Below are 23,278 nucleotides of genomic sequence, written 5' to 3' on the forward strand. Positions count from 1 at the left end.
GGGCGGGGCTCGACTCAACCCTTTCCTGTGATCAACATCACGATTTGTCGATTTGAGCGGGCGTTCAGGTGATAGCCACCGTAACCACCGACGGATCAGGGCCGATCGGATTGGTTTGGTCCCCATGCGTGATAAGGGATCTCGCTTAAAACGGGACGTTCTATTAGGCTCACGACGTTCTGTTTGCTGTGCCTGTCTGCACGCTGCTCGGGGAGGATCCGGATTTGCCACCGGATTTGATGAGAAAAGAGCTCGCGTGTGCAGATCCGCTGGTAGACGACGACCTGATGCATGGATTGGAAACTGAATGAAACTCCGCAGAACCACCGCGGCCGCCGCGATGGTCATCGGCGCGATGACCATCGGCCTGGGGACCGCACATGCCGACGAGCCGGCGGCTACACCTGACCAACAGCCCATCCGGTACTCGGTCAAGCTGGTGGACAAGACCGTCGTGACGACGCTCAAGGGGGGCACGTTCGAACTCGCGAAGTCCTCGGAGGACGTCAAGGAGGACGACGTCTACAAGATCAAGGACGGGCAGGGCAACGAGGTTCTGACGCTCCCGGTCGCCTTCAAGGTCGCCGAGACCCTCGTCCCGGTGAAGCCGGTTGTCAAGGACGACGCCACGGTGCTCGAGCTGACCCCTGAACAGGGTGTCACCGTGCCTAAGGACAAGCCGATCAACGCCGTCAATGTCGTCGCGCAGCCGATCGCTTCGCCGCTCGAGAACACGCGCGCACAGAACGAGTTCGCCAACCAGTTCGGCATCGCCACCGCCGTCGGCGGCTTCCTCGGTACCGCCGTCGGTGTCGTCGCAGGCGGCGTGATCGGCTGCATCCTCGGCCTGCCGCTCCTCGGTGTCGGCTGCATCCCCGCCGCCATCGCCGGCGCAGGCATCGGTGGCATCCTCGGCACCGTGGCCGTCGGTGGACCCGCGCTGGCTATCGCGGGCATGGACTTGATCAACACGCTGCAGGCGCCGGACGGCACCACGAAGTGGGCGGAAGGGAACTATTCGGCGACGGCGGTCGCTCCGAAGTAATTCGCCTCGAACGCATCTCGCTCGATCACCACGCGGCCCGCTCTCTTCGGAGGGCGGGCCGCGGGTCGTTATCCGGGTAGGTCGAGCGTGCTACGGAAGGACACCACGCCGATCTCGCGGCCGAGTCTGCCGAAGGAGCGTTCGGCCATCGAGAACGTTCCGTCCTCACGCACGAGCAGCACCGTGCTGGCCCTGGTGCCGTGTAGGGTGTGCCCGATGAACCTGGCCGACAGCGTCCGCTCCATCTCCTGGGGAACACCGGTGTGCGGCAGGTGGTCGTCCGGGGCCTCGGTGCGGTCGGCGAGCACTGCGAAATAGCGCTCCACCGCATCGGGATCGGACTGCGCGAGCTGTCGCAGTTCGGTCAGGCCGGCGCGTACCTTGGGCCAGATGGGCTGGGGCGCGGTCGGATCCGGGTCCCCCTCGGTCAGACCCGCGGAGCTGACGAACGTGCCGTTGGAGAGCCCGTGGAAGCCGGGAGCGAGTTCCTTGGGCTGGGCGGCGCTGCGGTTGGAGTGCCACCACAGCGTCTCCAGGTCGGAGACCACCAGGTTATAGCCGTTGTAGTCGTCGGGCGCGGCCGCGACGTCGAGCACATACTTTTCCGGCCCGGGGAAGGCTTCGGCCGGATGACGGTCGGAGGCGCCGCGCAGGAAGTCCATCAGCAGCGCGCCACGGGAGCGGGCGTCGGCGCGTTCGTCGTTCGGATTGCGCACGTTCGTCACCGTGGCGAATCGGCTGCGGCCCGGTGGTCGAGTGGTGAGCCCGAGCCAGGTGCCGGGAGGCTCGCCCTCGACCCTGCTCTCGGCGCCGGTGTCGCGCCCGGCCAGCAGCCCGGGCACCTCCGGCCACCACCGCATGGACTCGGCCGGCCGAGTGTAGTACTCGTCCCGGTTAGCGGCGACGATCAACCGGTAGTCCGGATGCGCGCGCCAGCCGATCAATACCAAACACATGCAGTCAGAATGCCGGAACAGCGCGGGTCCACGCGCCGGGTTTCCCGCCGGAGGCCGCGCAAGGGCAGGGGAAGAGGGGCCCGAGACGGCGAAAAGGCCGACAGCGCAATGCTGTCGGCCTTTTTCGTGTCCGCCTGGTCAGTTGGTGCGGACGCGAAGCCCCGGGTTGTCCGAGAGCACCACGTGCACCGGCTGCGCGAACAGCTGCGGCGCGTTGCCGGTGAGGGCGCCGATCAGGTTCGGGATCTCGCACACGGGGTAGTCGGCCACCGACGAGGCGCTGGAGATGCCGAGCGCCAGCCGGCCGGTCACGATCGGGCCGCCACTGTCGCCGGGCAGCGCACAGATGTTGGCCGAGAAGCTCTGGGTGAGCTCACGCTCGCCGACCTGCACGGTCTGGTCGACCGCGTTGACAACGCCGCAGCTGAAGCCGGTGCGCGCACCGGACTTGCAGACCGGAGCGCCGACGACCGGGGTCGCCACGCCGTCGACCGCGATCGGGGCCGCCCCGGGCGCCCGAACGCTGTTGTTGGCGAAGCGATCCTTGGCCTGGTCGTTGATCCGCACGATCGAGTAGTCCTGCTCGCCCAGCACCGACTTCTGGAACACGCCGAGCTGCGCGCCGAGCCGGTCGCCGTTCAGCTCGTAGACGCCCGCGGCGTTGCCGCTGCCCGCCGACGCGATGTCCGGGTTGCAGTGGCCGGCGGTGATGTTCACTGTGTTGCCGTTGCGGTCGGTGCCGTTGAAACCGAGCGAGCAGCGCAGCGAGCTGCGTCCGGCGACCGAGGCGAAGCCGTCGCCGCCTGCGAGGGCGCCGCGCTGCGCCTCACCGGCGATGTCGCCTGCCTGCAGGGTGTTTTCCTCACCGGCCACCGGCGGGGCCATCACGATGATCCGCGCCGGATCGATGAAGTTCGGCATCGGCAAGCCCGCCTGGTCGACGCGCACCGCGATGGAGTTGTTGACGGTGTCGATCACCGCGCCACGCACCAGTGACCGCACCGCATCCGGTTGGCCCTCCAGCCACCGCTCGAACGCGGTCTTCTCGCCACGCAGCGAGGCCTCACTCTTGGCGACGTTGCGCACCTCGAAACCAGCCGACTCCGCGGCCTTCTTGGCCTCGTCGGCGCCGGGCCCCTGGGCCAGCGCTACGACCGCCTTGCCCGCCTCGTCGAGCCAGGAGCCTGCGAAGACGGCCGGGTACTGCCGTTGCGCGTTGGTGGCGAATGCGGCCACCTGTTGCGCGACATCCGCACGGTGCAGGTACTCGTCGGGCGAGATCTTCAGATCGCGAGTCACCGCTGCCACCAGTTCGGCGGGCAGATTCGGTGCCTGGTCGGGTTCAGCCGTCGCTACTGCCGCCGTGGGGCCGAACAGCAGGATCGCCGCCGAGGCGGCGATCACTGTTTTTCGGATTCCGGTCTGTCGCGCAGCTGATCGGAGAGGACCTATACGTGGCAGGAGCATGTCCAGACTATATGGGCTCGAGCGCGGTATGCCTACTCATCGAGGAAAGCCGCTTGGTTCGATAGCCGATCAACCGATCGTATGTCGGTCGCCACAGTCTCTTCGAGCAGCTCACCCGGCGTTCGGGTGGGTGCGCACGGTGATACCGCTGCCGAGCCCGCCGCCGGAAGAGGCGTCGATATCGGCCAGGATCGGCCGGATCGGAATGCCCAACGTGGCCGTGCCGCCGTACTGCGCGAGCGCGATGTTGGCCTCGTTGCAATTCGGTGCGTCCGCGGCGTTGGAACCACTGGTGATGCCGAGCGCCAGCGTGCCGGACACGATCGCGCCGCCGCTGTCGCCGCCGAGCGTGCACGCCGAGTTGGCGAAGCCGCGCACGATCTTGCTCTCACCCTCCGCGGTGTACAGCTGGGTCTCCACCCGGTCGGCCACGACGAAGCCACAGGTGAAGGTGGACGACTGGCCCGACTTGCAGACCGGGGCGCCGGTGATCGGTTCGGCGGTACCTGTGATGGACAGCGTTGTGCCGTTGGCGGCTCGCACCGAGGGCTGGTCCATGCCCGCCCGTACCGCGCGGTCATTCAGCTTGATCACCGAGTAGTCCAGCGCGGTCTGGCCGCCGAGGGTTGCTCGCACAAAAGTGCCCAGTTCGGGGCTGGCCGGTATGTCTCGGACATCGGGCAGGTAGACCGTGGCCTCCTGGTTGCCCTTACCCAGATTCGGATCACAGTGGCCCGCACTGATATTCAGCGCGTTGCCCGCCGCGTCGACGCTGTTGAAACCGAACGAGCAGACGTCGACGCCCTTCAGCGAGGTGTCCTTCAGCGAAATCGGAGCGCTGATGTAGGTGTCGCCGCCCATCGGACGCCGCTCGACCGGACCTCCGCCGTTCGGCGACAGGATGACCTTGATGTTGGCGAGCAGGGTCGGCAGGTTGAGCATGTGGCCCGCGGCTGTGTTGGCGACGCTGAGCACCAGCTGACTGTTCAGGAAGTCGATGGCAACGGAGTTGATCCCCTGCGAAATCTCCCGCGGCAGGCCGGTGATCCACTGGTTCAGCTGGACCAGCGAGCCCTCCAGACTGTCCGCGGAAACCGGGGCGAGCCTGGTCTGGTAGCCATCGGCCGCGGCGACATGGGCGGCGTCCACCGAGGTGACCGCGACGACGGGCTTGCCGTCGGCACCCATCCAGGCGCCCGCGTAGGCATCCGGCCGCTCCGAGCGGAAGTCGCGGGCATAGTCGCGCAACTGCTGGGCGCGGGCCGCGCGGTCCAGATACTCCGCCGGGGTCATCTTCAGATCGCGCGCGATGGCCTGCACCAGCTCCGGTGGCAGGGTATCCGCTTCGAGCTGCGCGGGAGCCTCGGGCGCCGCCGATGCGGTTGCCGTGCCGAACAAGGGAGCCAGGAGAACGGTCGAAGCGATGGCGACAGCTTTGACCGCGGCGCGACGCGCCACCAACTTGCGCATGAAGTCCCTTCGTCGGCACGCACGTGCCAGCTAAATCCGTGGCCACAGGCGGAATCCGTTGGCACACAGCCGTCGTCCAGCAACAGACCCGTTGTCCGAAACTCATCCGACAACACCGGTCAGCGGATCACTCTAGGGCACAAACCCCGGAAGGTCGCTACTAATCACCTACTACCCGGTGTTCCAGTTGGGGAATGTCATCGGCGGCATCGACGGGAACGTGTAGGGGTAGGGGTAGGGGTTTGTCGTCGTTGTCCGTGTGGGACGTGTGGTGGTGGTCGGCGGCTCGGTGGTGGTCGGCGGCGGGGGCGTCGTGGTCTCCGGCGTCGTGGTCTCCGGCGACGTGGTCTGCGTGATCACCGGGGGTTCGGGCGACGGAGTCGTGACAGGCACCGTGGGGGACTCGACCGGCGGCGCGGGCGGAGTGAGGCTCACCGACGACTGCTCGGACTTGGCGTCCCGTAGCGGCGGCACCGGTGTGTCGCTGTCGTCGCGGAACAGCGCGGCCACCGCGATACCGCCCAGCATGAGCCCGATCAGCGCGGCCGCGGCGATCAGCAGCGGCGTTCGCTTGCTGTCCTTCGCGGGAGTGGTTGCCGGTACGGGCTTTTCGGGTGCGGCCGGTTCGGTCGCCCCGACCGACGCCGCGATCGGAATGGCCGCGGAATATGCCTGTGGCTGGGCGGCGGGAACCGCCGGGATGACGATAGTGTCCAACAACGAGTTCTCGGCGGTGGAGGGGTCCGGCGGGGTCGCGCCGGCCGGCGTCGCCAGCACAGCCGCCAGCGCCGCACGCGCCGCGTCGTAGGCGAACGAGCCGCCGTTCGCGCCGGTTCCGGCGCTGGGCAGGTCGCCCTCGCTGACCAGCAGCACCGAGCGGAGACCGAGGTAGTCCAATGCCTCACGCAGCGAGCCCACGTGCTCGGCGGGCCAGTCCCCAGGGTGCGTCGCGTAGAACTCCGCCGGACCGTTGAGATGCTCGGCGGTCAGATTGATCAGGCAGAACAACGCGGTTGCGACCAGATCTTCGGCGCGATAGGCCTCGCCATCATCGACCGAAATGCCCGCGGGATCGCCGACGGCAGGAACGAAGCCGGTGATCGAGTGAGAATGCCCCGCGGGTACGGGTCCGCCGAGCACCGCGTCACCGTCGTCGGACATATGCAAGGCCGACTCGCGGACGATGTACTGCGGCTCCTCGTCGCCGTCGGTGACGATTACCGCCGTGCACTCGTCCTCGGCGATGCGCAGGCCCACCCCAGTGGCCATCCTCAGTACCTCGCTTCGGCAGTCCCGCTGACACGGAACCGCAAAGGTTACACCAGCAGCGAGCCGTGTCCCATGGCGCGCAGCATCGACAACAACTCCGAACGCGAGCCGGCACCGATTCGGCGTCGGATGCGGGCGACGTGGTGCTCGACCGTCTTGGCCGAGATGTACAGCCGCGCTCCGACCTCCCGGTAGGTCAGCCCGAGCAGCACCAGTTCGGCCACTTCGCGTTCGCGTTCGCTGAGGATCGCGGCCGGTGCCTGTGCAGGAGCCGCCGGCGTTGCCTGGCTCCCTTCGCGTGCGGCCGGTGCGGGCGGCCGGGCCTGCGGTTCCTGCGGACGGGCGTCGGCGCGGACCGTGCGTGCCAGTTTGAGCAGTGCGGTCGCTGCCGCGGAGTCGGGCGCGGCGAGTGCCGCCTCGCTGGCCAGCCGAGCACCGTCCCAGGTCATGCCGATTTCGGTCAGCGCGGCGACGGCGGCCTGAACCGGTGCGGCGGCGACCTGACCGCGCAGCACCAGCACCCAGGTGCGGCCCGCGTCCGCGAGCACCGCGGCGTGCCGGTCGCCCGCCTCGGCCGCCGCCTTCAGCGCATGCGCGTGTGGCAGCAGCTCCTCCGGGCTTTCGTGGGCGATCGCGGACTGTACGCCATACCAGTGGAAGGCGTTGGACCAGGCCGGTGGCTCGTCCAGGCGGCGAAGTAGTGCCAGCGCGGCGTCCACCAGCGGCGCGATGCGGCGTTCGTCGCGCAGGCGGATGCCCGCCAGCCACAGCTCGCCGATCGGCAGCACCGACAGGAGATCTGCCTGCACGTCGTCGAACAATGGATAGGCCGCTTGCCACGCGCGGGTCAGCGCGGTGTGGTCGCCGCTGCGTCGGGCGAGGCCGACCGCGACGCCGTGTGCGAGCAGACGGTCGCGGACGTCGAGCGACTCGTGGTCCAGCGCGGCCACGATGGCCGCGGCGGCGCGCTCGTCGCCGCCGAGCATCGCGGTCCATGCCGAAAGCACGTCGAGCTGATGGCAGCGCAATCCGGTGGCCGCGGCGCGCCGCAACGCATCTCCGGCGCGGCGCGGCTCACCGGTGCCGAGCGAGAGCAGCGTGGCGATCGACACCGCCGTGCACGGCAGGAAGCGGTCGACGCCTGCCTCGGCGTGCGCGGCCCGCACCAGTGCGGACACCGCTGCGGCTGTACCGTTCGCACGCTCGGCGATGGAGTCCGCCAGCGCGGTCGCGAGCAGCCTGGCGTGCGCGTCGGCCTCGGTCGGTGGCCACTGCGTCGACGACGCGGACAGCTCCGCGGCGCCCGCCACGTCACCCGCCAGATACAGCACGGTGGCGCCGACCGCCCAGTCCGGGCCCACCCGGTGCGCGCCGAGCCAGGAGTACAACTGCGCCGCGCGGCCGACCATGCCGCGACGGGTCAGCACTGCCGCGCAAATCCGCACGGCGGTAGCGAGCTCCGCGCCGGTGCTGCCCGGCCGCGCGAGCATCGGCTCGGCCAGGCGCATGGCCGTCGCACCGTCGCCGGTGCGCGCGGCCGCCTCGGCCCAGCGCAGCGCGATCAGATCGAGGTCGGCGCCGCCGGCCGCCGCGGCGGCGTAGTAACGGACCGCCTCGCGACCGGCCTTCCCCGCCGCGGCGATCAGGAATTCGGCGAGGCGCGGGTCGCGGACGCCGGATTCGGCGAGTTGCAGGGCGGTGTGGTCGCGCAGCAGGCCAGCGTCCAGCCGGGCGTCGAGCAGCCTGCGCTGGACCGCGACGAACCTGCGGTCGCCGAGCAGCGTGCGCAGCGGGCCGACGGCGGGTTCGAGCAGCAGGTCGGCGTCGGTTACCAGCGCGCATGCTCTGGCCCGGTCGATGAGATCATGGGCGGCCGCGGGCTCCACGCCGAGTACTTCGGCGAGCTCGCTGGAGTCGAGTCCGGTCCCGGTGGTGGCGACAACGAGGGTCTCCAGCAGGTCGGGCTCGAGGTTGTCCAGCAGTGCACGCGCCCATGCGGTGACGGCGGTGTCGACGACGCCGATGCCCGCGTCCAGCCGAGCCGAGCAGGCGGCGGTCAGCGCGGCGACCACGCCGCCGCGGATACCCGCGGTCTGCAGGTGGATGTGCTGAGCGACCTGGCGCGGGACCATCATGCCGAGTTCTCTGGCGAACGGCGCCATGTCGGCGACGCCGAGCGGGCGCAGATCGACGACCCGACCGCGGCGGGCGACCGCGTCGGCGAGCATCCGCAACCGCGGGTCGTGCGGGCGCGGCTGCGCCGCCACGATCACCGTGTACCGGCCGGATTCGATGACGGCGCAGAGATATTCGAGGTCGAAGCGGCCAAGGGTATGCGCGTTGTCGATGATCAGGGCCGGTCGCGTCGCGGCGTCGGTCGCCACGGCTCCGGTCGCGCTGTGCGTCCGCGCCACCGTGTTCGAACCGTTGCTTGCGTGCACATGCTGGAGTGCGGCGGTGTCGTCCCGCAGCAGGACGCCATCGGCGCGCAGGCGGGCCCGGATCTCCGTGAGCAGTGTGGACTTACCGGTTTGCGAGCGGCCGCGGATGAGATAGACCATCGGCTGCCGGTCGGTGGAGTCCAGCTCCCGGAAGATTTCGCGCGCACACGGCAGGGTGTCGAGGGCGGTATCAGCCACCTGAGCCTCCGAGGATCTGGCCGGGAGCGCGTAGCACGGTGCCGACGGTGCCGCCGACGCCGTCGATGGTGTCGTTCAGCACCCCGGTCGGCAGGCTCGGCACCGGACGCTGCGGCTGCGGTATGGGCTGGGTCGTGCCGGGGGCCGGTGCCGGGGAAGGGGACGGCTGTGGTTGCGGAGCCGGTTGCGACGCACCAGAGTCTGCGGGCGCAGGCTGGCCAGGGGCCTGCTCGCTGTTCACTACGGCGACGGTGGTGCCCTGGGCCGCGGACGAGGAGGAACCGGCCTCGGTCGTTCCGGCTTTCGGTCGACCCGCGGAGGTGGTCGCGTCCGGTGCCGCGACGCCCGCCACGGGCACGGACGATTCACTCGGCCGCACGACGGTCGTCGCGGCGATCTCCACCGCACTACCGGCCGTCGGCGGCTCGGTCGAGGCGGGATGGTTCGAGCTGGACTGGATGCCGGTGCCGATGGCGACGGTGCCGGTGGCCAGCAGGCCGATGGCGACCGCCGCACCGGCGACGATGGCGGCACGCTGCCTGCCGGTGAGCGCACGGCGGCGGGATGGGCGTTCGTCGGGCAGGGGTGGAAGGCCCAGCGCGGGAAGCGCTGTGGTCGATGGCGCCGTCGCGATCTCGGCGACCGGGGCGGCCACGGGTAGGTATTCCGCCTCGGCGGCAAGCAGGTCGGTGGCCAGCAACGCGGCGCCGCGCGCGCAGGTGTGCTCCGGCTCGGGGGCGGCCACCACCGGCAGGCCGAACTCGGACGAGATCAGCTCCGCGACCAGGGGGATCGCGCCGCCGCCACCCGTGAGCAGGACGCGGCCGATGTCGCCGATGTCGAGCCCGGCCCGGTGCACCGCGTCGCGGATCAGGTCGATCGAGCTCAGTAGCGGCCCGCGCAGCAGATCCTCCAGCTCGCCGCGCACCAGCCGCACGTTGCTTCCGCCCGGATCGTCCGGATCCAGCCGCACCGGAACGACCGTCGCGGTATTGATGGAAAGCTCTTCTTTCGCATTCCTGCAGCGCTCGCGCAAAGCCGATAATTCGCGTTCCACCAGCGGGTCGAACGGATCGAAATCAGTCACGAGCGCTGCGTTTGCCAGGACATAGCGCATGGTCAGCAGATCGAATTCCGCGCCAGCGATGTCCGTGCTTCGCAGCGGTGTACCGAGCAGGCCCGCGTGATCCCCGGTGCGGACCACCGAGACGGTCAGCCCGGATCCACCGAGGTCGTAGACCACCACAGCGCCGTCCGCGAGCGGACCGTGTGCGGCGTCCAGCCAGCGGACCGCGGCGGTCGGCTCGGGGACGAGCGTCACCTCGCCCAGTCCGGCCTGGTCGAGGGCGGCTCGTTGGATGTCCACGGTGTGCCGCGACCACGAGGCCGGATGGCAGGCGACCACGGTCTCGGCGACGTAGCGGCCTGCCTCCCAGGTGATCTCGTCGAGCAGGCATCCGATCGCGGTGGCGACCAGGTCGGCGGCAGAATGCGCCGAGCCGTCCTCGGCGAGCATCGCCACCGGGTCGCCGACCCTGGCGAGGAAGCCCTCCAGCAGTATGTCGCTGGAATGGCGACCGGTGGCGCGTGCGCCCGCTCCGAAAGTGGGCGCCGCGCCGGGGGACAGCCGCAACACGCTCGGGTGGGTGAGTACCGCACCGCCGCCCGAGAGAATGGTGTCGTCGTCGCTGCCATCCTCCGCTGCCGCCACGGCGACCGAATTCGACGCGCCGACCGTGATGCCGAGCGCCAGGCGCTGTGTCATTCGAGAACCCCGTTCGAAAACTGTCCGGTCCGATGTCCGGTCCAGTGTCTGGTCCGATGGTGCGCAGGTCAGTGCGGTCACGCCGACGCAACAGATCTGTCGGTTGCTGGCACTCCGCCGTTACCGGGCGGGGAGGGTTCCGGGAAATTCCCCTATTCCTCCGGCCGCCCCTAATGGGTGCGGGGGACCGGGTGTAGGGGTTCGCCCCGTTTCGGAGTAACGGGCGGTGTCCCTAGCGTGAAATTCATTCCAACGACTGCGGATCATGAGGTCCGCCGGATCTCAGGAGATGTTTCTGATGACACCCAACGCGATTTTGGAGTTCATCCTCGATCTGCTGCGGAACCACGAGGCCGCAGCCGGCTACTGCGCGAACCCGACCCAGGCGCTGGCCGCGGCAGGCCTTTCCGCGGTAACCCCGGAGGACATCGCGGCCTGTGCCCCGATGGTCGCGGAGTCGGCACTGGTAGTGGGCGGTTCCCAGCTGCAGGCGATCGTGGCGGCCGGTGCGCAGACGGGTGCGGTTGCCGCGGTGAACGCGGCAGCCACCGTGGGTGCCGCCGCCGCGGCGGACGCCGGGCTCGACCTCGGCGCCGACCTCGGCGTTGATCTCGGTGTGGGTGCGGGCACCGGTCTCGGGGTAGACCTCGGCGCGGGTCTGGACACAGCGATCGACGCCGGCCTACAGGTCGGCGCCGACCTGGGCGCCGGGCTGACGGCGGGTCTCGGCACCGTGGTGAACGCCGGGGCGGATCTGTCCGCCGCAGTGGGGGGCCTGCTCGGAGCGGGCGCCCAGTTGATCACCGGCATCGGGACGAATACCGACCTCAGCACCGAGCTGTCCGCGGGCTTGCAGGGTGTGGCGAACGTCGGAACCGGACTCGAGACGGGCCTGTCCACCGGTATCGACGCGGCACTGGACGCGGGCGCGGATCTCGGTGCCGGATTGACCACAGGCATCGACGGCGCCGTTGCTGCGGCCGCGGGGTTGACGACGGGTCTCGGCGTGGGTCTGCAGGGGGCGGTGGATGCGGTGACCGGTCTGACTGCGGGTCTGGACACAGCACTGGGATCCGGTGCGCAGGCCGGTGCCGACTTGGGTGCGGGTTTGCAAGGGGCGGTGAATGCGGTGACCGGTCTGACTGCGGGTCTGGACACGGCGTTGGGTGCGCAGGCCGGTGCCGGTCTGGAAGGTGCAATAGGCGCGGCGACTGGTTTGACGACCGGTTTGGATGCAACGCTGGGTACTGGTGCGCAGACCGGCGCCGATCTGGGTGCCGGTCTGGGCGGTGCGATGGAGGCAACAGGCGGCTTGACCTCAGGTCTCGGTGCGGCGCTTGGTGCGGGCGGTGGCCTCGGTGTCGGGCTGTCGACCGGATTGCAGGCAGCGGGCGAGGCCGTGGGTACCGGACTCGAGACCGGCCTGTCGACCGGTCTCGGCAGTGCGCTCGACGCCACCGGCGAGGTCGCGACCGGGCTGACCGGCGGAATCGACGGCGCAGCACAGGGTGCGGGCGATCTGACCACCGGACTCGGTGGCGGTATTTCCTCGGCCGTCGGTGGGGCCGCGAACATCGGCGCGCAGGCGGCGGCGGGCCTGGAAACCGGTCTCGCGACGGGGCTCGGTGCGGCCCTCGGCGCGGGCGCTGACCTCGGCGGCGGTCTGTCCACGAGCTTGGACGGCACATTGGTCACCGGAGCACAGATCGGTTCGGGTCTGGAAACCGGAGTCGGTGCGGTGCTCGGTGGGGGCGCCGACGCCACGACCGGTCTGGAAACGGGAGCGTCCGGCGGGCTCGGGGTGGGACTGTCCACAGGTGTGGACGGCGCGGTACAGGCCGGTACCGGCCTCGAGACCGGGGTCACCGGTGCTATCGACGCGGGAGCGCAGGCTGCGGCCGGACTCGGCTCGGGCCTGTCGACCGGAATCGAGGCGGGTGCTGGGCTCGGAACCAGTCTGACCACGGGGATCGACGGTGCGATCGGTGCGGGTGCGCACGCCGGTGCCGGTCTGGAGACCGGCTTGTCCTCGACCGTGGGTGGAGCCTTCGGTGCGGGTGCTGACGCGACGACCGGTTTGGAAACCGGTCTCGGTGCTGCGGGCAATGCCGGTGCGGGCCTGTCGAGCGGTTTCGAAGGCGCGGCAAGCGCGGGGGGACAGCTGGGATCGAGCCTGGACAGTGGCATCGGTGCACACGGGACGACCGGTCTGGAGAGCGGCCTCTCCACGGGCCTGGGCACCACGGCAGATCTCGGCGGCGGACTGAATTCGACCGTCGGTGGCGCGGTGGACACCGCCGCCGGTCTCGGCGGATCGGTGGGTGGCGCCACGCATGGCGCGGTGGATACCGGGGTGGGTCTCGGCGGCAGCGTCGGATCGACCGCGCACACTTGGTCCGCGCTGGACGTGTCGAGCGCCTTCGGTTCGGGTCTGGACAGCACGACAGGTGCGCAGACCGACACGGGTCTCTTCACGGACACACACGCGGGCGCCGATCTCACCGGTTCGGCAGGCGCCGACCTGACCGGCGACGCCCTCCTGCACTGACAGTTGCCCTGCGCTACGGAAAGAGGTCGATGCCGCGATGGGGACGCCCGAGCCGAACGCCACGCCGCCGACGGTACCGCTGCTTTCGGCACTTGATGAAACCATCGCGGCGGCGCGTGCCGCAGGCCGCAACGACCTGGTCGGCCGCTTGGCAGCGGCGGCCGACCGGGTCCGCGACCCGCGCAGGCGCATCGTCGTCGCCGGGCTTCTGGACCAGGGCAAGAGCCGCTTCGTCAACGCGCTGCTGAACCTCGACATCTGCCCGGTCGGCGACGACGCGACCACCACGGTGCCGATGTTGCTGTCGCACGGCCCCGAGCCGACGGCGGAGTTGGTGCTCGCGGCGCACGGCGATTCCAGCGGTGCGGAGACCAGGGTCGCGGTGCCGCTCGAGGAGATCGGCGGGATCGACGCGCGCTCCCCGCTCGCCCAGGGGCGGCACATCGTGCGCCTGGAGATCCGGGTGCCCAATGCGCTGCTCGCCGACGGGATCGTGCTGATCGACACTCCAGGCGTCGGCGCACACGGGAGTTCCTATGCCGCGAACGTGCTCGGCCTGGTGCCCGCGGCGGACGCGGTGCTGGTGCTCTCGGACGCGTCCACCGAACTCACCGAGCCGGAACTCGCCTTCCTCCGGCAGGTGCGGGAGCTGTGCCCGACGGTCGCGTTGCTGCTCACCAAGACCGACCTGTACCCGCACTGGCGTCAAGTGCACGAGGCCGACCGGTGTCATCTCGAGCGGGCCGGTCTCGACGTGCCGATGATCGTCATCTCGTCACTGCTGCGCAGCCACGCGCTGCGTTTGCAGGACCCGCAGCTGGGTAGGGAATCCGGTTTCGGCGTGCTCTATCAATTCCTGCGCGACCAGGTTGTTGCCCGCGATCAGCTTGCGACGCGTGCTGCCGTAGCCCGCGACATCCGTTCCGCGGCGGAACATCTGGCGCTCGCGCTGGGCAGCGAGCTGGTCGCGGTGCGTGATCCGGCGCAGGGTGAGGCGGCAGTTCGCGAATTGCAGTCCGCCCGCGCGGCGGCCGAGGAACTTCACCGCCGCACCGCGGCGTGGCAGCAGACCCTCGCCGACGGCATCACCGACCTGGCCGGCGACGTCGACCATGATCTGCGGGACCGGCTGCGCACCATCGCACGGACCACCGAGGAGTGGATCGACGAGCACGATCCCGGCAGGCACTGGGATCGCATCGCCGAACACCTCACCGGCACCATCGACACCGCGATCGGCGACAACCTGTTGTGGACCCATGCGCGGGCGCTCTACCTCGCCGAGCGGGTCGCGGAGCATTTCGCTGAGATAGGCGCTGTCGACCTACCGGACGTGCGACCCGGACTGCAGGCCGATACCGGCTACACCAATTCCGGTACGCTCGCCGACCTGGAGCCCGACATCGGCTTCGGCAGCAAGCTGCTCGTCAGCATGCGCGGCTCCTACGGCGGTGTGCTCATGGTCGGGCTGGCCAGCACGTTCGCCGGGCTCGCCCTGCTCAACCCGATCTCGATCGGCGCGGGAGTCCTGGTGGGCGGCAAGGCATTCCGTGACGACAAGCAGGCAAGGCTGGCCAAGCGCCGCAACGAGGCGAAGGCGGCGGTGCGCAGGTTCGTCGACGACGTGGCGTTCCAGGCGGGCAAGGAGTCGAAGGACCGGTTGCACCGCATCCACCGCGCGCTGCGCGACCATTACGCTGGTGTCGCCCAGCGGAGCCTGCGCTCGCTCGACGACTCGCTGCGTGCGGCGCAGGAGGCGGCGACGATGGCCACCACCCGGCGTGCCGAGCGTGGCGCGCTGCTCGAACAGCAGCTGCGCGTGGTCGCCGAGCTGCGCCGGTATGCCGACGCCCTGCAGGCCGCACTATCGAACGGACCCGCCGGTACGGTGGCCACGTGACACATGAAGGTGGCGCGGCGCCGGCGATCGTGGCCGAGGCGCATCGGCTGGTCGGCGCGGCGCGGGCAGCGCTGGCGAGCGAACCGCGACCTCGGGCGCTGCTGGCCGACTGCGCCCGCAGATTGGACCAGCCCCTGCGCGTCGCACTGGCGGGTTCGCTCAAGGCGGGCAAGTCGACCCTGCTGAATTCCCTTGTCGGGCAGGATATCGCCCCGACCGACGCGACCGAGTGCACCAGGGTGGTCACCTGGTACCGGTACGGTTCGACGCCGAGCGTGACGGCGCACGCCTACGACGGCGCTCGCGCGAACGTGGTGGTCCGGCGCGGCAGCGGAGCGCACGGTCTGTCCTTCGATCTGGACCGGCTGCACTGGGACGCGCCGACACCGCGCGAGGTCGATCACCTGGAGGTCGAGTGGCCCGCGGCGGCGCTCGCACACACGACGATCATCGACACACCGGGTACGTCGTCGCTGTCCCGCGAGGTGTCGCGGCGCACCGCGCGGCTGTTGACGCCGGAAGAGGACGAGGAGCGGGTCCAGGAGAACCTCGCCGTTCCGGGCGCCGACGCGATCGTGTACCTACTGCGCAGACTGGACGCCGAGGACGTGCGCTTCCTGGAGCGGGTCGGCGCCGGAAACGCCCAGGAAACATCGGGATTGCCGGGCCCGCTCGGCGTCGTCGGTGTGGTGTCGCGGGCGGACGAAATCGGCGCAGGACGTATCGACGCGCTGCATTCCGCGCGCGATGTCGCGGTGCGTTTCGCCGGGGAGCTCGAGCGAACCGGGCTGTGCCAGGCCGTGATTCCGGTTGCCGGGCTGCTCGCATTCGCCGCCGCCACGCTGCGCCAGCAGGAATTCGCGGCGTTCGAGGCGCTGGCGCGCATTTCTGTCGATGACCTGAGCACGGCGCTGCTGTCGGCGGATCGGTTCGCACGCGCCGACATTCGGCTTCCGGTGCAGCCGGAGCTGCGCGCGCAGCTCGCCGAGCGATTCGGCATGTTCGGTATTCGCTTGGCGATCACGTTGATCAGACTCGGCGTGCGTGATTCGGCGAGGCTCGCCGCCGAATTGACCATCCGCAGCGGTGTCGACGAGTTGCGCTCGGTACTGGACGTGCAGTTCGGCCAACGCGCCGACCAACTCAAGGCGCATTCCGCGCTCACCGCGCTGGCCAAGGTGCTCACCGCCTACCCTGGCACCAGGGCCGATAGTCTGCTGCCTCAGGTGCGCACCCTGCTCGCCGACGTCCACGGCTTCGCCGAGCTGCGTTTGCTCGGCCGATTGCGCACCGACGAATTGACGCTGCCCGCCACCGATCTCGCCGAACTGCACCGCATCATCGGCGGCTCCGGTATCGCCCCGCATCTGCGCCTTGGCCTCCCGGTCGACGCGGCGCCTTCGGTGCAGCGCGCCCAGGCGGTCGCCGCGGTCCGGAAGTGGCGCGCCCGCGCCCGCCACCCCCTCGCCGACCAGTTCACCGCCACCGCCTGCCTCACCGCGGCCCGCAGCGCGGAGGGAACCCTGAGCCTGCTGCCCGAGTAGGTAGTTTGGCTGGGCAACAGGCTATGTCGGAGCAATCGGATCCGCGCCAGTGTTCCCGATGTTGGAAGCGTGTCACGACCATGAACTCCCGAAGCTGTCACCCGTGCAAGGTGCCAGCGTGTCGATGTGGCGTGTCGGTTTCAGAGCCGATGGCAGCCCCAGGCCGCGGTGTCCTCATGGGTGGCGCGCGATGTCGATTCGGATGCTGTCGTTGTTGTTGATCACGAACACTCGGTCTCGCTTGGCTTTCCATTCGTGCGGAATCAAGAAGTAGCGATCAGCTGTGCGCGCGAGCAGCAGCAGCCCGCTGTAGGCATAGCGGTACTTTTCGCCAGGTGCGGTGATTTCTCCTACTTGCGAGCCGCCGCCTTCGATAGCGAGCCGGTCGACGCTGAGCAGCAGAATCAGCGGTCGATCGCTGAACCTGGCCGCCTCGGCGGACTCGACATCCTTGCCCGCTCGTATTTCCGCGTAGGAGCCGACGGCCCACATTCCGCCGAGAAACCCGAGCAGCAGCAAGGCCAGTATCGGCAGCCACGCAGGTGCGTGACCTCGCGAGGCGTGACGCCAACCGAGCAGAGTGGGATATGCCGAACGCAAGGCCATCGCGTATCCCAGAAGAGTCGCGCCGATCACGATCATGATCGGCAGATACAGGCTCATCGCCCGCGGCAGATCGTCGCGGATCAGAATCCCGACCGCCACCGCGACCTCGAGGATTGTGCCGCAGGCAAATACGGCAGCGACCCAGAACCGGAGGGTGCGCCGTGGTCGTCGGCTCCGCGCCGCGACGATCAGCGGAAACCGCCGGACACCGAACAACGCGACGACGACGAGCAGCGTCAGCACAGCAGGCCAGTACGCGGCACCGATACTGCGCACGACATAGTCGGGGACTGAGAAGCCGAGCATGGCGGCGTCGATCCCGAAATGCGCGAACCAGCTGCGCGTGTACACCAATCCGAAGTAGTACAGAACGGCGGTGACCAGCACAGCTTGCGACGTCACCGTCCCAGCCGCCGACAATGCGATGCGAAGCCCTTGCGAGCCGGTCTGATCCAACTGTTCCGCGGTCACCGGGCAGGCCTCGTGGCGGTCGGAGTCGGGGATGGCGCGGTCGTGGTCGTCGGGGCCGTGGTTGACGGAGTCGTCGTCGATACCCGGGTGAGTGGGCCGGTTCCTGGAATATTGACGCCGCCGCTCGCCGTAGGCCCACTGGGCACCTGTGCGGTCGGCGGAATGCCGCGTGGCTGGGTTACCGGGCCTGACTCATCTCTCTGTCCCGTGGGCAGTCCTGCGGTTGTCGGAATGACGAGAGCGTTTTCCGGTGTCGCACCAGTGGTTTGCTCTGTGCCGTTCCCGGTCGGAACAGGGACATCAGGCGGCGACGAGTCCGGCGCCGCGCACGCGACCACTACGGAGAACACGGCAGCCAAAAGCAGCCCGTCGCCTGGCGTTCCGAATCGCACCCGACCCCCTTTGCCTGGCTTCCAGTCACGCAATTTTTCCACGGATCGCAAGCGGCAGATGGCAACTCGGGAACTATGGTCCAGCTCGAGTTACATTCGACCAGCGGGCGGAGTCTCGTCAGGGGCGGCGGACCTGTCATGTGCACGGCCCGAATATGGCACGAGGGTAATCACGATTGGGCGGGCCGTTTCCTTGTCACCTGATCAGGGCCTCGGCGGATGGCACGCATACTCGGCCAGGGATCGGACCGAGGTATGCCCGCTTATCGCATCGGTATCGGCGCCGGTGCTGTCTCGGTGCGCGTAGGTACACACCCACCGACATGGTGTATCGCACGACCTCCTGGGTACGCAGCCGGTAAACGAGAGGAGGTCGCAATGAGTCAGCAGGATGTGGTGCACGCGTTGCTCGACCGGGCGGGCAAGGGATACGCGGTGGAAGCGGGCATCAAGCTGGACGACAAACCCGCTCCGCTGTTCCAGCTGCTCATGCTCGCCGTGTTGCTCAGCGCCCGGATCTCCGCCGATATCGCGGTGGCGGCCGCGCGGGAACTGGTCCACAGCGGCTACCGCACGCCGCAGCGCGTCGCCGACGCGGACTGGCAGGACCTGGTGGACGCGCTCGGCAGGGCGCACTATCGCCGCTACGACGAGAGCACCGCGACGAAGCTGCGCGCCAGTGCCGCACACGTGCTCGACCGGTACCACGGTGACCTGCGGAAACTCGGCGAGGAGGCGCGAAACGACCCGAAGCGCGCGGCCGAACTACTACGCGAATTCCAGGGCATCGGGCCGACTGGAAGCGATATCTTCTTGCGTGAGGTCCAGGACATCTGGACCTGGGTCCGGCCGCATTTCGACGAACGCGCCCTCCGCGGCGCCAAACGTGTCCGGCTTCCGGATGATCCCGATCGGCTGGCCGATCTCGCGCGCGACCACGCCGCGGATCTCGCCGCGGCGCTGGTGCGGGTGACGCTGGACGAGAAGATCGCCGACGAGGTACTCGCCACCGGGCGGTGACGTCGACCCTGGTAACCCGTCAGACCGGGGTGGCAGCGGAACTGCTCGGATCCACCAGGATCTTCGCGTGCTGCTCCGGATTGCCGAGGGCGGTGAAGGCGTTCTCCACACCGGCCAGCCCGACGGTGCCGGTGATCAGTGGTGTCGGATCGACCTTTCCTTCGGCGAGCATGTGTAGGGTGTCGCGGAACTCGCCGGGGTCGTAGCCGAGCACGAACCGCAGTTCGATTTCCTTGTTGATCGCTATCGCGGGCTGGAAGCGGTCGGTTTGCATACATACGCCGACTACGACAACCCGCGACAGCGGCGGCGCCGCGGTGAGGATCTGATCGATGATCCCCGGCACACCCACGCATTCGAAGATCACCGGTCCGGCCGGTCCCGCGTTCAGCGTGTGCGCCAGCCGGAAGACGTACCACCACGGTAGGTTCGGGACGCGCCGCAGCCGCTCCATGGTGTCGAAGCCGAGGCCGAGGATGTCGGCGACGCCGTTGATCCTGCTCTTCTTCGGTGCGGCCGTCCACGGTGACTCGGTGGCCGGGTCGACCACGACGTCGGCGCCGCACGCGGTCGCGAGTTCCCTTCGGCGCGGTGAGAAGTCGCTGGCCACCACGGTACGCACGCCTGCGGCCTTCAGCATGCTGATCACCGCGAGGCCGATGGGGCCGCAGCCGATGACGAACGCGGTTTGCCCCTTCCCGACCTTGCCTCTGCGCACGGCGTGCCAGGCGACCGCCATCGGCTCGGTGAGTGCGGCGTGTTCGGCGGACAATCCGTTCGGCACCGGCATGGTCATCGATTCCTGGACAACCACCTGCTCGGCGTAGCCGCCGGGCGCCGCGGTCGACAGGCCGACCAGGTGTGGCTGCCTGCCGTGCCGCACGATCGGCAGGGCTACCACCGGTGTGCTCGCCTTCCATCGTTTGCGACAGCCAGGCCCGTAATCGAGTATCGCTCCGCTGAATTCGTGTCCGAGCACCACACTCTGATCCGACCGCATGAAGTGGTCGTACCCGGTGGCAACGGCCAGATCCGCCATCTCGTCGGCATGTGTCCGGGCGTGCAGGTCGGAACCGCAGATGCCGCAGCGGGACACCCTGATCAACAGCTGGCCAGGGCCGGGACTCGGCGTCGGCAGGTCGGCGACCTCGAACTTCGTGTCGGTGACGACGGCGGCCCTCATGGCGACTCCTCGGATCGGCGGCGTACGCCGGGCGCCTGGTCCGGTCACCCTGTCGCCACCCTACTGCCCGGTAATGGGCACGAGGGCGAAACGGAAACACGGGCGTCGACGGCTCCGCGGGTTCGACGCTCGTGCGGCTGCCGCGGAAGCTTGCGACGGCCAATGCGCTCGAGCCGGACATCCATCCCGGCGGCACTCGCTGAAGTCTCTCGGGTTCGCGCCGCCCTGTTTTTTCGGATCGCGGGAATCAATCGCGCCGGTCGCGCGTTGAGCTGTTCGGTAATGTTGAGTGGGTCCGACTCAAGTTTGGGTTGACTCCCGGTGTCCGGTGGGTGCAAGATTGAGCCGACCACGCTCAGCGTTGCTGGGACCGTGCTCCGTGAGGTGCTGGGGCGAGGTCTCGCGGCGCCCGTCGGGCGCCGTTGGGCGGCTGTTCGCCCGGCACCGGCACAAATAAGTACGTCAACTAGGAGGAACCATCATGGCTCGTGCGGTCGGAATCGACCTCGGGACCACGAACTCGGTCGTCGCCGTTCTCGAAGGCGGCGAGCCGGTCGTCGTCGCCAACTCGGAAGGATCGCGCACCACCCCGTCGATCGTCGCGTTCGCGAAGAATGGCGAGGTACTGGTCGGTCAGCCGGCCAAGAACCAGGCCGTCACCAACGTCGACCGCACCATCCGCTCGGTCAAGCGGCACATCGGCACCGACTGGTCCGTGGCCATCGACGACAAGAAGTACACCGCGCAGGAGATCAGCGCCCGTGTGCTGATGAAGTTGAAGCGCGACGCCGAGGCCTACCTCGGTGAGGAGATCACCGACGCGGTCATTACCGTTCCCGCGTACTTCGAGGACTCCCAGCGGCAGGCCACCAAGGAAGCCGGTCAGATCGCGGGCATGAACGTCCTGCGCATCGTCAACGAGCCCACCGCGGCCGCGCTCGCGTACGGCCTGGACAAGGGTGACAAGGAACAGACCATCCTGGTCTTCGACCTCGGTGGCGGCACCTTCGACGTCTCGCTGCTGGAAATCGGCGAGGGCGTCGTCGAGGTCCGCGCCACCTCCGGCGACAACCACCTCGGTGGTGACGACTGGGACGAGCGGGTCGTGCAGTGGCTGGTCGACAAGTTCAAGGGCAGCTCGGGCATCGACCTGACCAAGGACAAGATGGCGATGCAGCGGCTTCGCGAGGCCGCTGAGAAGGCCAAGATCGAGCTGAGCTCCTCGCAGAGCACCTCGATCAACCTGCCCTACATCACCGTCGACGCGGACAAGAACCCTCTGTTCCTCGACGAGCAGCTGACCCGCGCCGAGTTCCAGAAGATCACCTCGGACCTGCTCGACCGCACCCGTGCGCCGTTCCAGTCCGTGATCAAGGACGCGGGCATCAAGGTGTCCGACATCGACCACGTCGTGCTCGTCGGTGGCTCCACCCGGATGCCCGCCGTTTCCGATCTGGTCAAGGAACTGACCGGCGGCAAGGAGCCCAACAAGGGCGTGAACCCGGACGAGGTCGTCGCCGTCGGCGCCGCCTTGCAGGCCGGTGTGCTCAAGGGCGAGGTCAAGGACGTCCTGCTGCTCGATGTGACCCCGCTGTCGCTGGGTATCGAGACCAAGGGTGGCGTGATGACCAAGCTCATCGAGCGCAACACCACCATCCCGACGAAGCGTTCGGAGACCTTCACCACGGCCGACGACAACCAGCCGTCGGTGCAGATCCAGGTGTTCCAGGGTGAGCGCGAGATCGCCTCGCACAACAAGCTGCTCGGCTCCTTCGAGCTGACCGGCATCCCGCCCGCCCCGCGCGGAGTGCCGCAGATCGAGGTCACCTTCGACATCGACGCCAACGGCATCGTGCACGTGACCGCGAAGGACAAGGGCACCGGCAAGGAGAACAGGATCAAGATCCAGGACGGCTCCGGTCTGTCCAAGGAGGAGATCGACCGGATGGTCAGGGACGCCGAGGCACACGCCGCCGAGGACAAGGCCCGCCGCGAGGAGGCCGAGACCCGCAACCAGGCCGAGTCGCTGGTACACCAGACCGAGAAGTTCATCAAAGACAACGAGGACAAGGTCCCCGCGGACGTCAAGTCCAAGGTCGAGGCAGCCATCGCCGAGGCGAACGAGGCGCTGAAGGGTACCGACATCGCCGCGGTCAAGGCGGCCGTCGAGAAGCTGGCGACCGAATCGCAAGCGCTCGGCCAGGCGATCTACGAGGCGTCCGCCGCGGACGCCGCCGCGTCCGGCAACGGCGCGTCGAGCTCCGCGGACGATGATCAGGTCGTGGACGCCGAGGTCGTGGACGAGCCGGTCGACACGGAGAAGAAGTGACACAGGGCAACTCCGAACAGGAGCCGATCACCTTCGTCGACAACCGGAAGGTCGACCCGGAGACCGGGGAGATCCGGGAGCAGGCCGCGGACAACGGCGCCGCGGCCGAACCCGCCCCGGCCGCGGGCAATGGTGCGCAGCAGTCCGAGGCGCTCGCCGACACCATCGGTGGTGAGCTTGCCGAGCGGACCGCCGATCTGCAGCGGCTGACCGCCGAGTATGCCAACTACCGGCGCCGCGTCGAGCGCGACCGCAAGGCTGCCATCGACGCCGCCAAGGCGTCGGTGGTCACCGAACTGCTCGGCGTGGTCGACGATCTCGACCGGGCGCGGGCGCACGGTGACCTGGAATCCGGGCCGCTGAAGTCGGTCGCCGACAAGCTGGCGGCCGCGCTGCAGAAGCAGGGTCTCGAGGAGTTCGGTTCGGAGGGTGAGCCTTTCGATCCGACCCTGCACGAGGCCGTGCAGCACGAGGGCTCCGGACATGACCCGGTGATCGGCATAGTTATGCGCAAGGGCTATCGGTTCGGCGATAGGGTGCTTCGGCACGCGCTCGTCGGGGTAACCGATGGCGTAGCCGATCTGGCGGAGACCGCCGATCGGCCGCCGGAAGAGGCATCGGACGTTGATGCCGACACGAACGACCGATAAGAACGCGAGAGGAGGAGATGCTCG

15 protein-coding genes are annotated in these 23,278 nt (G+C 68.9%); 7 read left to right on the forward strand and 8 right to left on the reverse strand.

Annotated features, from left to right (window positions below; genetic code table 11):
- The first annotated feature begins 307 nt into the window (after positions 1–307).
- A complete protein-coding gene (locus tag AB4Z47_RS25385) occupies positions 308–1,045 on the forward strand; it encodes a hypothetical protein (protein ID WP_441954251.1) in 738 nt (245 codons plus the stop codon).
- Positions 1,046–1,113: 68 nt separating this feature from the next.
- Here AB4Z47_RS25385 and AB4Z47_RS25390 read toward each other — a convergent pair whose 3' ends face one another.
- The 6 genes from AB4Z47_RS25390 to AB4Z47_RS25415 form a co-directional block, all read right to left on the reverse strand.
- On the reverse strand, positions 1,114–2,001 hold the full coding sequence (locus tag AB4Z47_RS25390; protein WP_441954253.1) for an NRDE family protein: 888 nt from the start codon (positions 1,999–2,001) through the stop codon (positions 1,114–1,116).
- A gap of 138 nt (positions 2,002–2,139) precedes the next feature.
- A complete protein-coding gene (locus tag AB4Z47_RS25395; protein ID WP_441954255.1) occupies positions 2,140–3,405 on the reverse strand; it encodes a S1 family peptidase in 1,266 nt (421 codons plus the stop codon).
- A gap of 174 nt (positions 3,406–3,579) precedes the next feature.
- Complete coding sequence (locus AB4Z47_RS25400; RefSeq protein ID WP_441954256.1) at positions 3,580–4,938, reverse strand: S1 family peptidase; 1,359 nt, start codon at positions 4,936–4,938, stop codon at positions 3,580–3,582.
- Between the two features lie 171 nt (positions 4,939–5,109).
- Positions 5,110–6,207 (reverse strand): hypothetical protein, encoded by a 1,098-nt coding sequence (locus AB4Z47_RS25405; protein WP_441954258.1) that lies wholly within the window; start codon positions 6,205–6,207, stop codon positions 5,110–5,112.
- A gap of 47 nt (positions 6,208–6,254) precedes the next feature.
- Complete coding sequence (locus tag AB4Z47_RS25410; RefSeq protein WP_441954260.1) at positions 6,255–8,846, reverse strand: LuxR C-terminal-related transcriptional regulator; 2,592 nt, start codon at positions 8,844–8,846, stop codon at positions 6,255–6,257.
- Positions 8,839–10,611 (reverse strand): Hsp70 family protein, encoded by a 1,773-nt coding sequence (locus AB4Z47_RS25415; RefSeq protein ID WP_441954262.1) that lies wholly within the window; start codon positions 10,609–10,611, stop codon positions 8,839–8,841. Before AB4Z47_RS25415 ends, AB4Z47_RS25410 begins: the two co-directional genes overlap by 8 nt.
- Positions 10,612–10,909: 298 nt before the next feature.
- On the opposite strand from AB4Z47_RS25415, the gene AB4Z47_RS25420 reads away from it, so the two are divergent.
- The 3 genes from AB4Z47_RS25420 to AB4Z47_RS25430 are packed head-to-tail and all read left to right on the forward strand — an operon-like array spanning position 10,910 to position 16,603.
- Positions 10,910–13,159: an IniB N-terminal domain-containing protein gene (locus AB4Z47_RS25420; RefSeq protein ID WP_441954264.1), complete on the forward strand. Its 2,250-nt coding sequence runs from the start codon at positions 10,910–10,912 to the stop codon at positions 13,157–13,159.
- Positions 13,160–13,196: 37 nt separating this feature from the next.
- Positions 13,197–15,059, forward strand: coding sequence for a dynamin family protein (locus AB4Z47_RS25425; RefSeq protein WP_441954266.1), 1,863 nt, complete (start codon positions 13,197–13,199; stop codon positions 15,057–15,059).
- Positions 15,056–16,603, forward strand: a complete 1,548-nt coding sequence (locus AB4Z47_RS25430; RefSeq protein ID WP_441954268.1) for a dynamin family protein — start codon at positions 15,056–15,058, stop codon at positions 16,601–16,603. Before AB4Z47_RS25425 ends, AB4Z47_RS25430 begins: the two co-directional genes overlap by 4 nt.
- 174 nt (positions 16,604–16,777) lie before the next feature.
- On the opposite strand, the gene AB4Z47_RS25435 is transcribed toward AB4Z47_RS25430, so the two are convergent.
- Entirely contained in the window at positions 16,778–17,680 is a 903-nt protein-coding gene (locus AB4Z47_RS25435) for a hypothetical protein (RefSeq protein WP_441954270.1), read from the reverse strand.
- 770 nt (positions 17,681–18,450) lie between these two features.
- On the opposite strand from AB4Z47_RS25435, the gene AB4Z47_RS25440 reads away from it, so the two are divergent.
- The gene (locus tag AB4Z47_RS25440; protein WP_441954272.1) at positions 18,451–19,092 is read left to right on the forward strand and encodes an endonuclease; all 642 of its coding nucleotides are present in this window, start codon (positions 18,451–18,453) and stop codon (positions 19,090–19,092) included.
- 19 nt (positions 19,093–19,111) lie between these two features.
- Here the strand turns inward: AB4Z47_RS25440 and AB4Z47_RS25445 are convergent, their stop codons facing one another.
- On the reverse strand, positions 19,112–20,275 hold the full coding sequence (locus AB4Z47_RS25445) for a zinc-binding dehydrogenase (RefSeq protein WP_441954274.1): 1,164 nt from the start codon (positions 20,273–20,275) through the stop codon (positions 19,112–19,114).
- A 481-nt stretch (positions 20,276–20,756) separates the two neighbouring features.
- Here AB4Z47_RS25445 and dnaK point away from each other — a divergent pair, with 481 nt between their 5' ends.
- Positions 20,757–22,604, forward strand: a complete 1,848-nt coding sequence (dnaK, locus tag AB4Z47_RS25450) for a molecular chaperone DnaK (RefSeq protein ID WP_441954276.1) — start codon at positions 20,757–20,759, stop codon at positions 22,602–22,604.
- Complete coding sequence (gene grpE / locus AB4Z47_RS25455) at positions 22,601–23,254, forward strand: nucleotide exchange factor GrpE (protein WP_441954278.1); 654 nt, start codon at positions 22,601–22,603, stop codon at positions 23,252–23,254. The genes dnaK and grpE overlap by 4 nt, the downstream gene beginning before the upstream one ends.
- The last annotated feature ends 24 nt before the right edge of the window (positions 23,255–23,278 follow it).

This window comes from Nocardia sp. 2TAF39 (assembly GCF_052114905.1).
In the GTDB taxonomy this organism is placed as follows: domain Bacteria; phylum Actinomycetota; class Actinomycetes; order Mycobacteriales; family Mycobacteriaceae; genus Nocardia.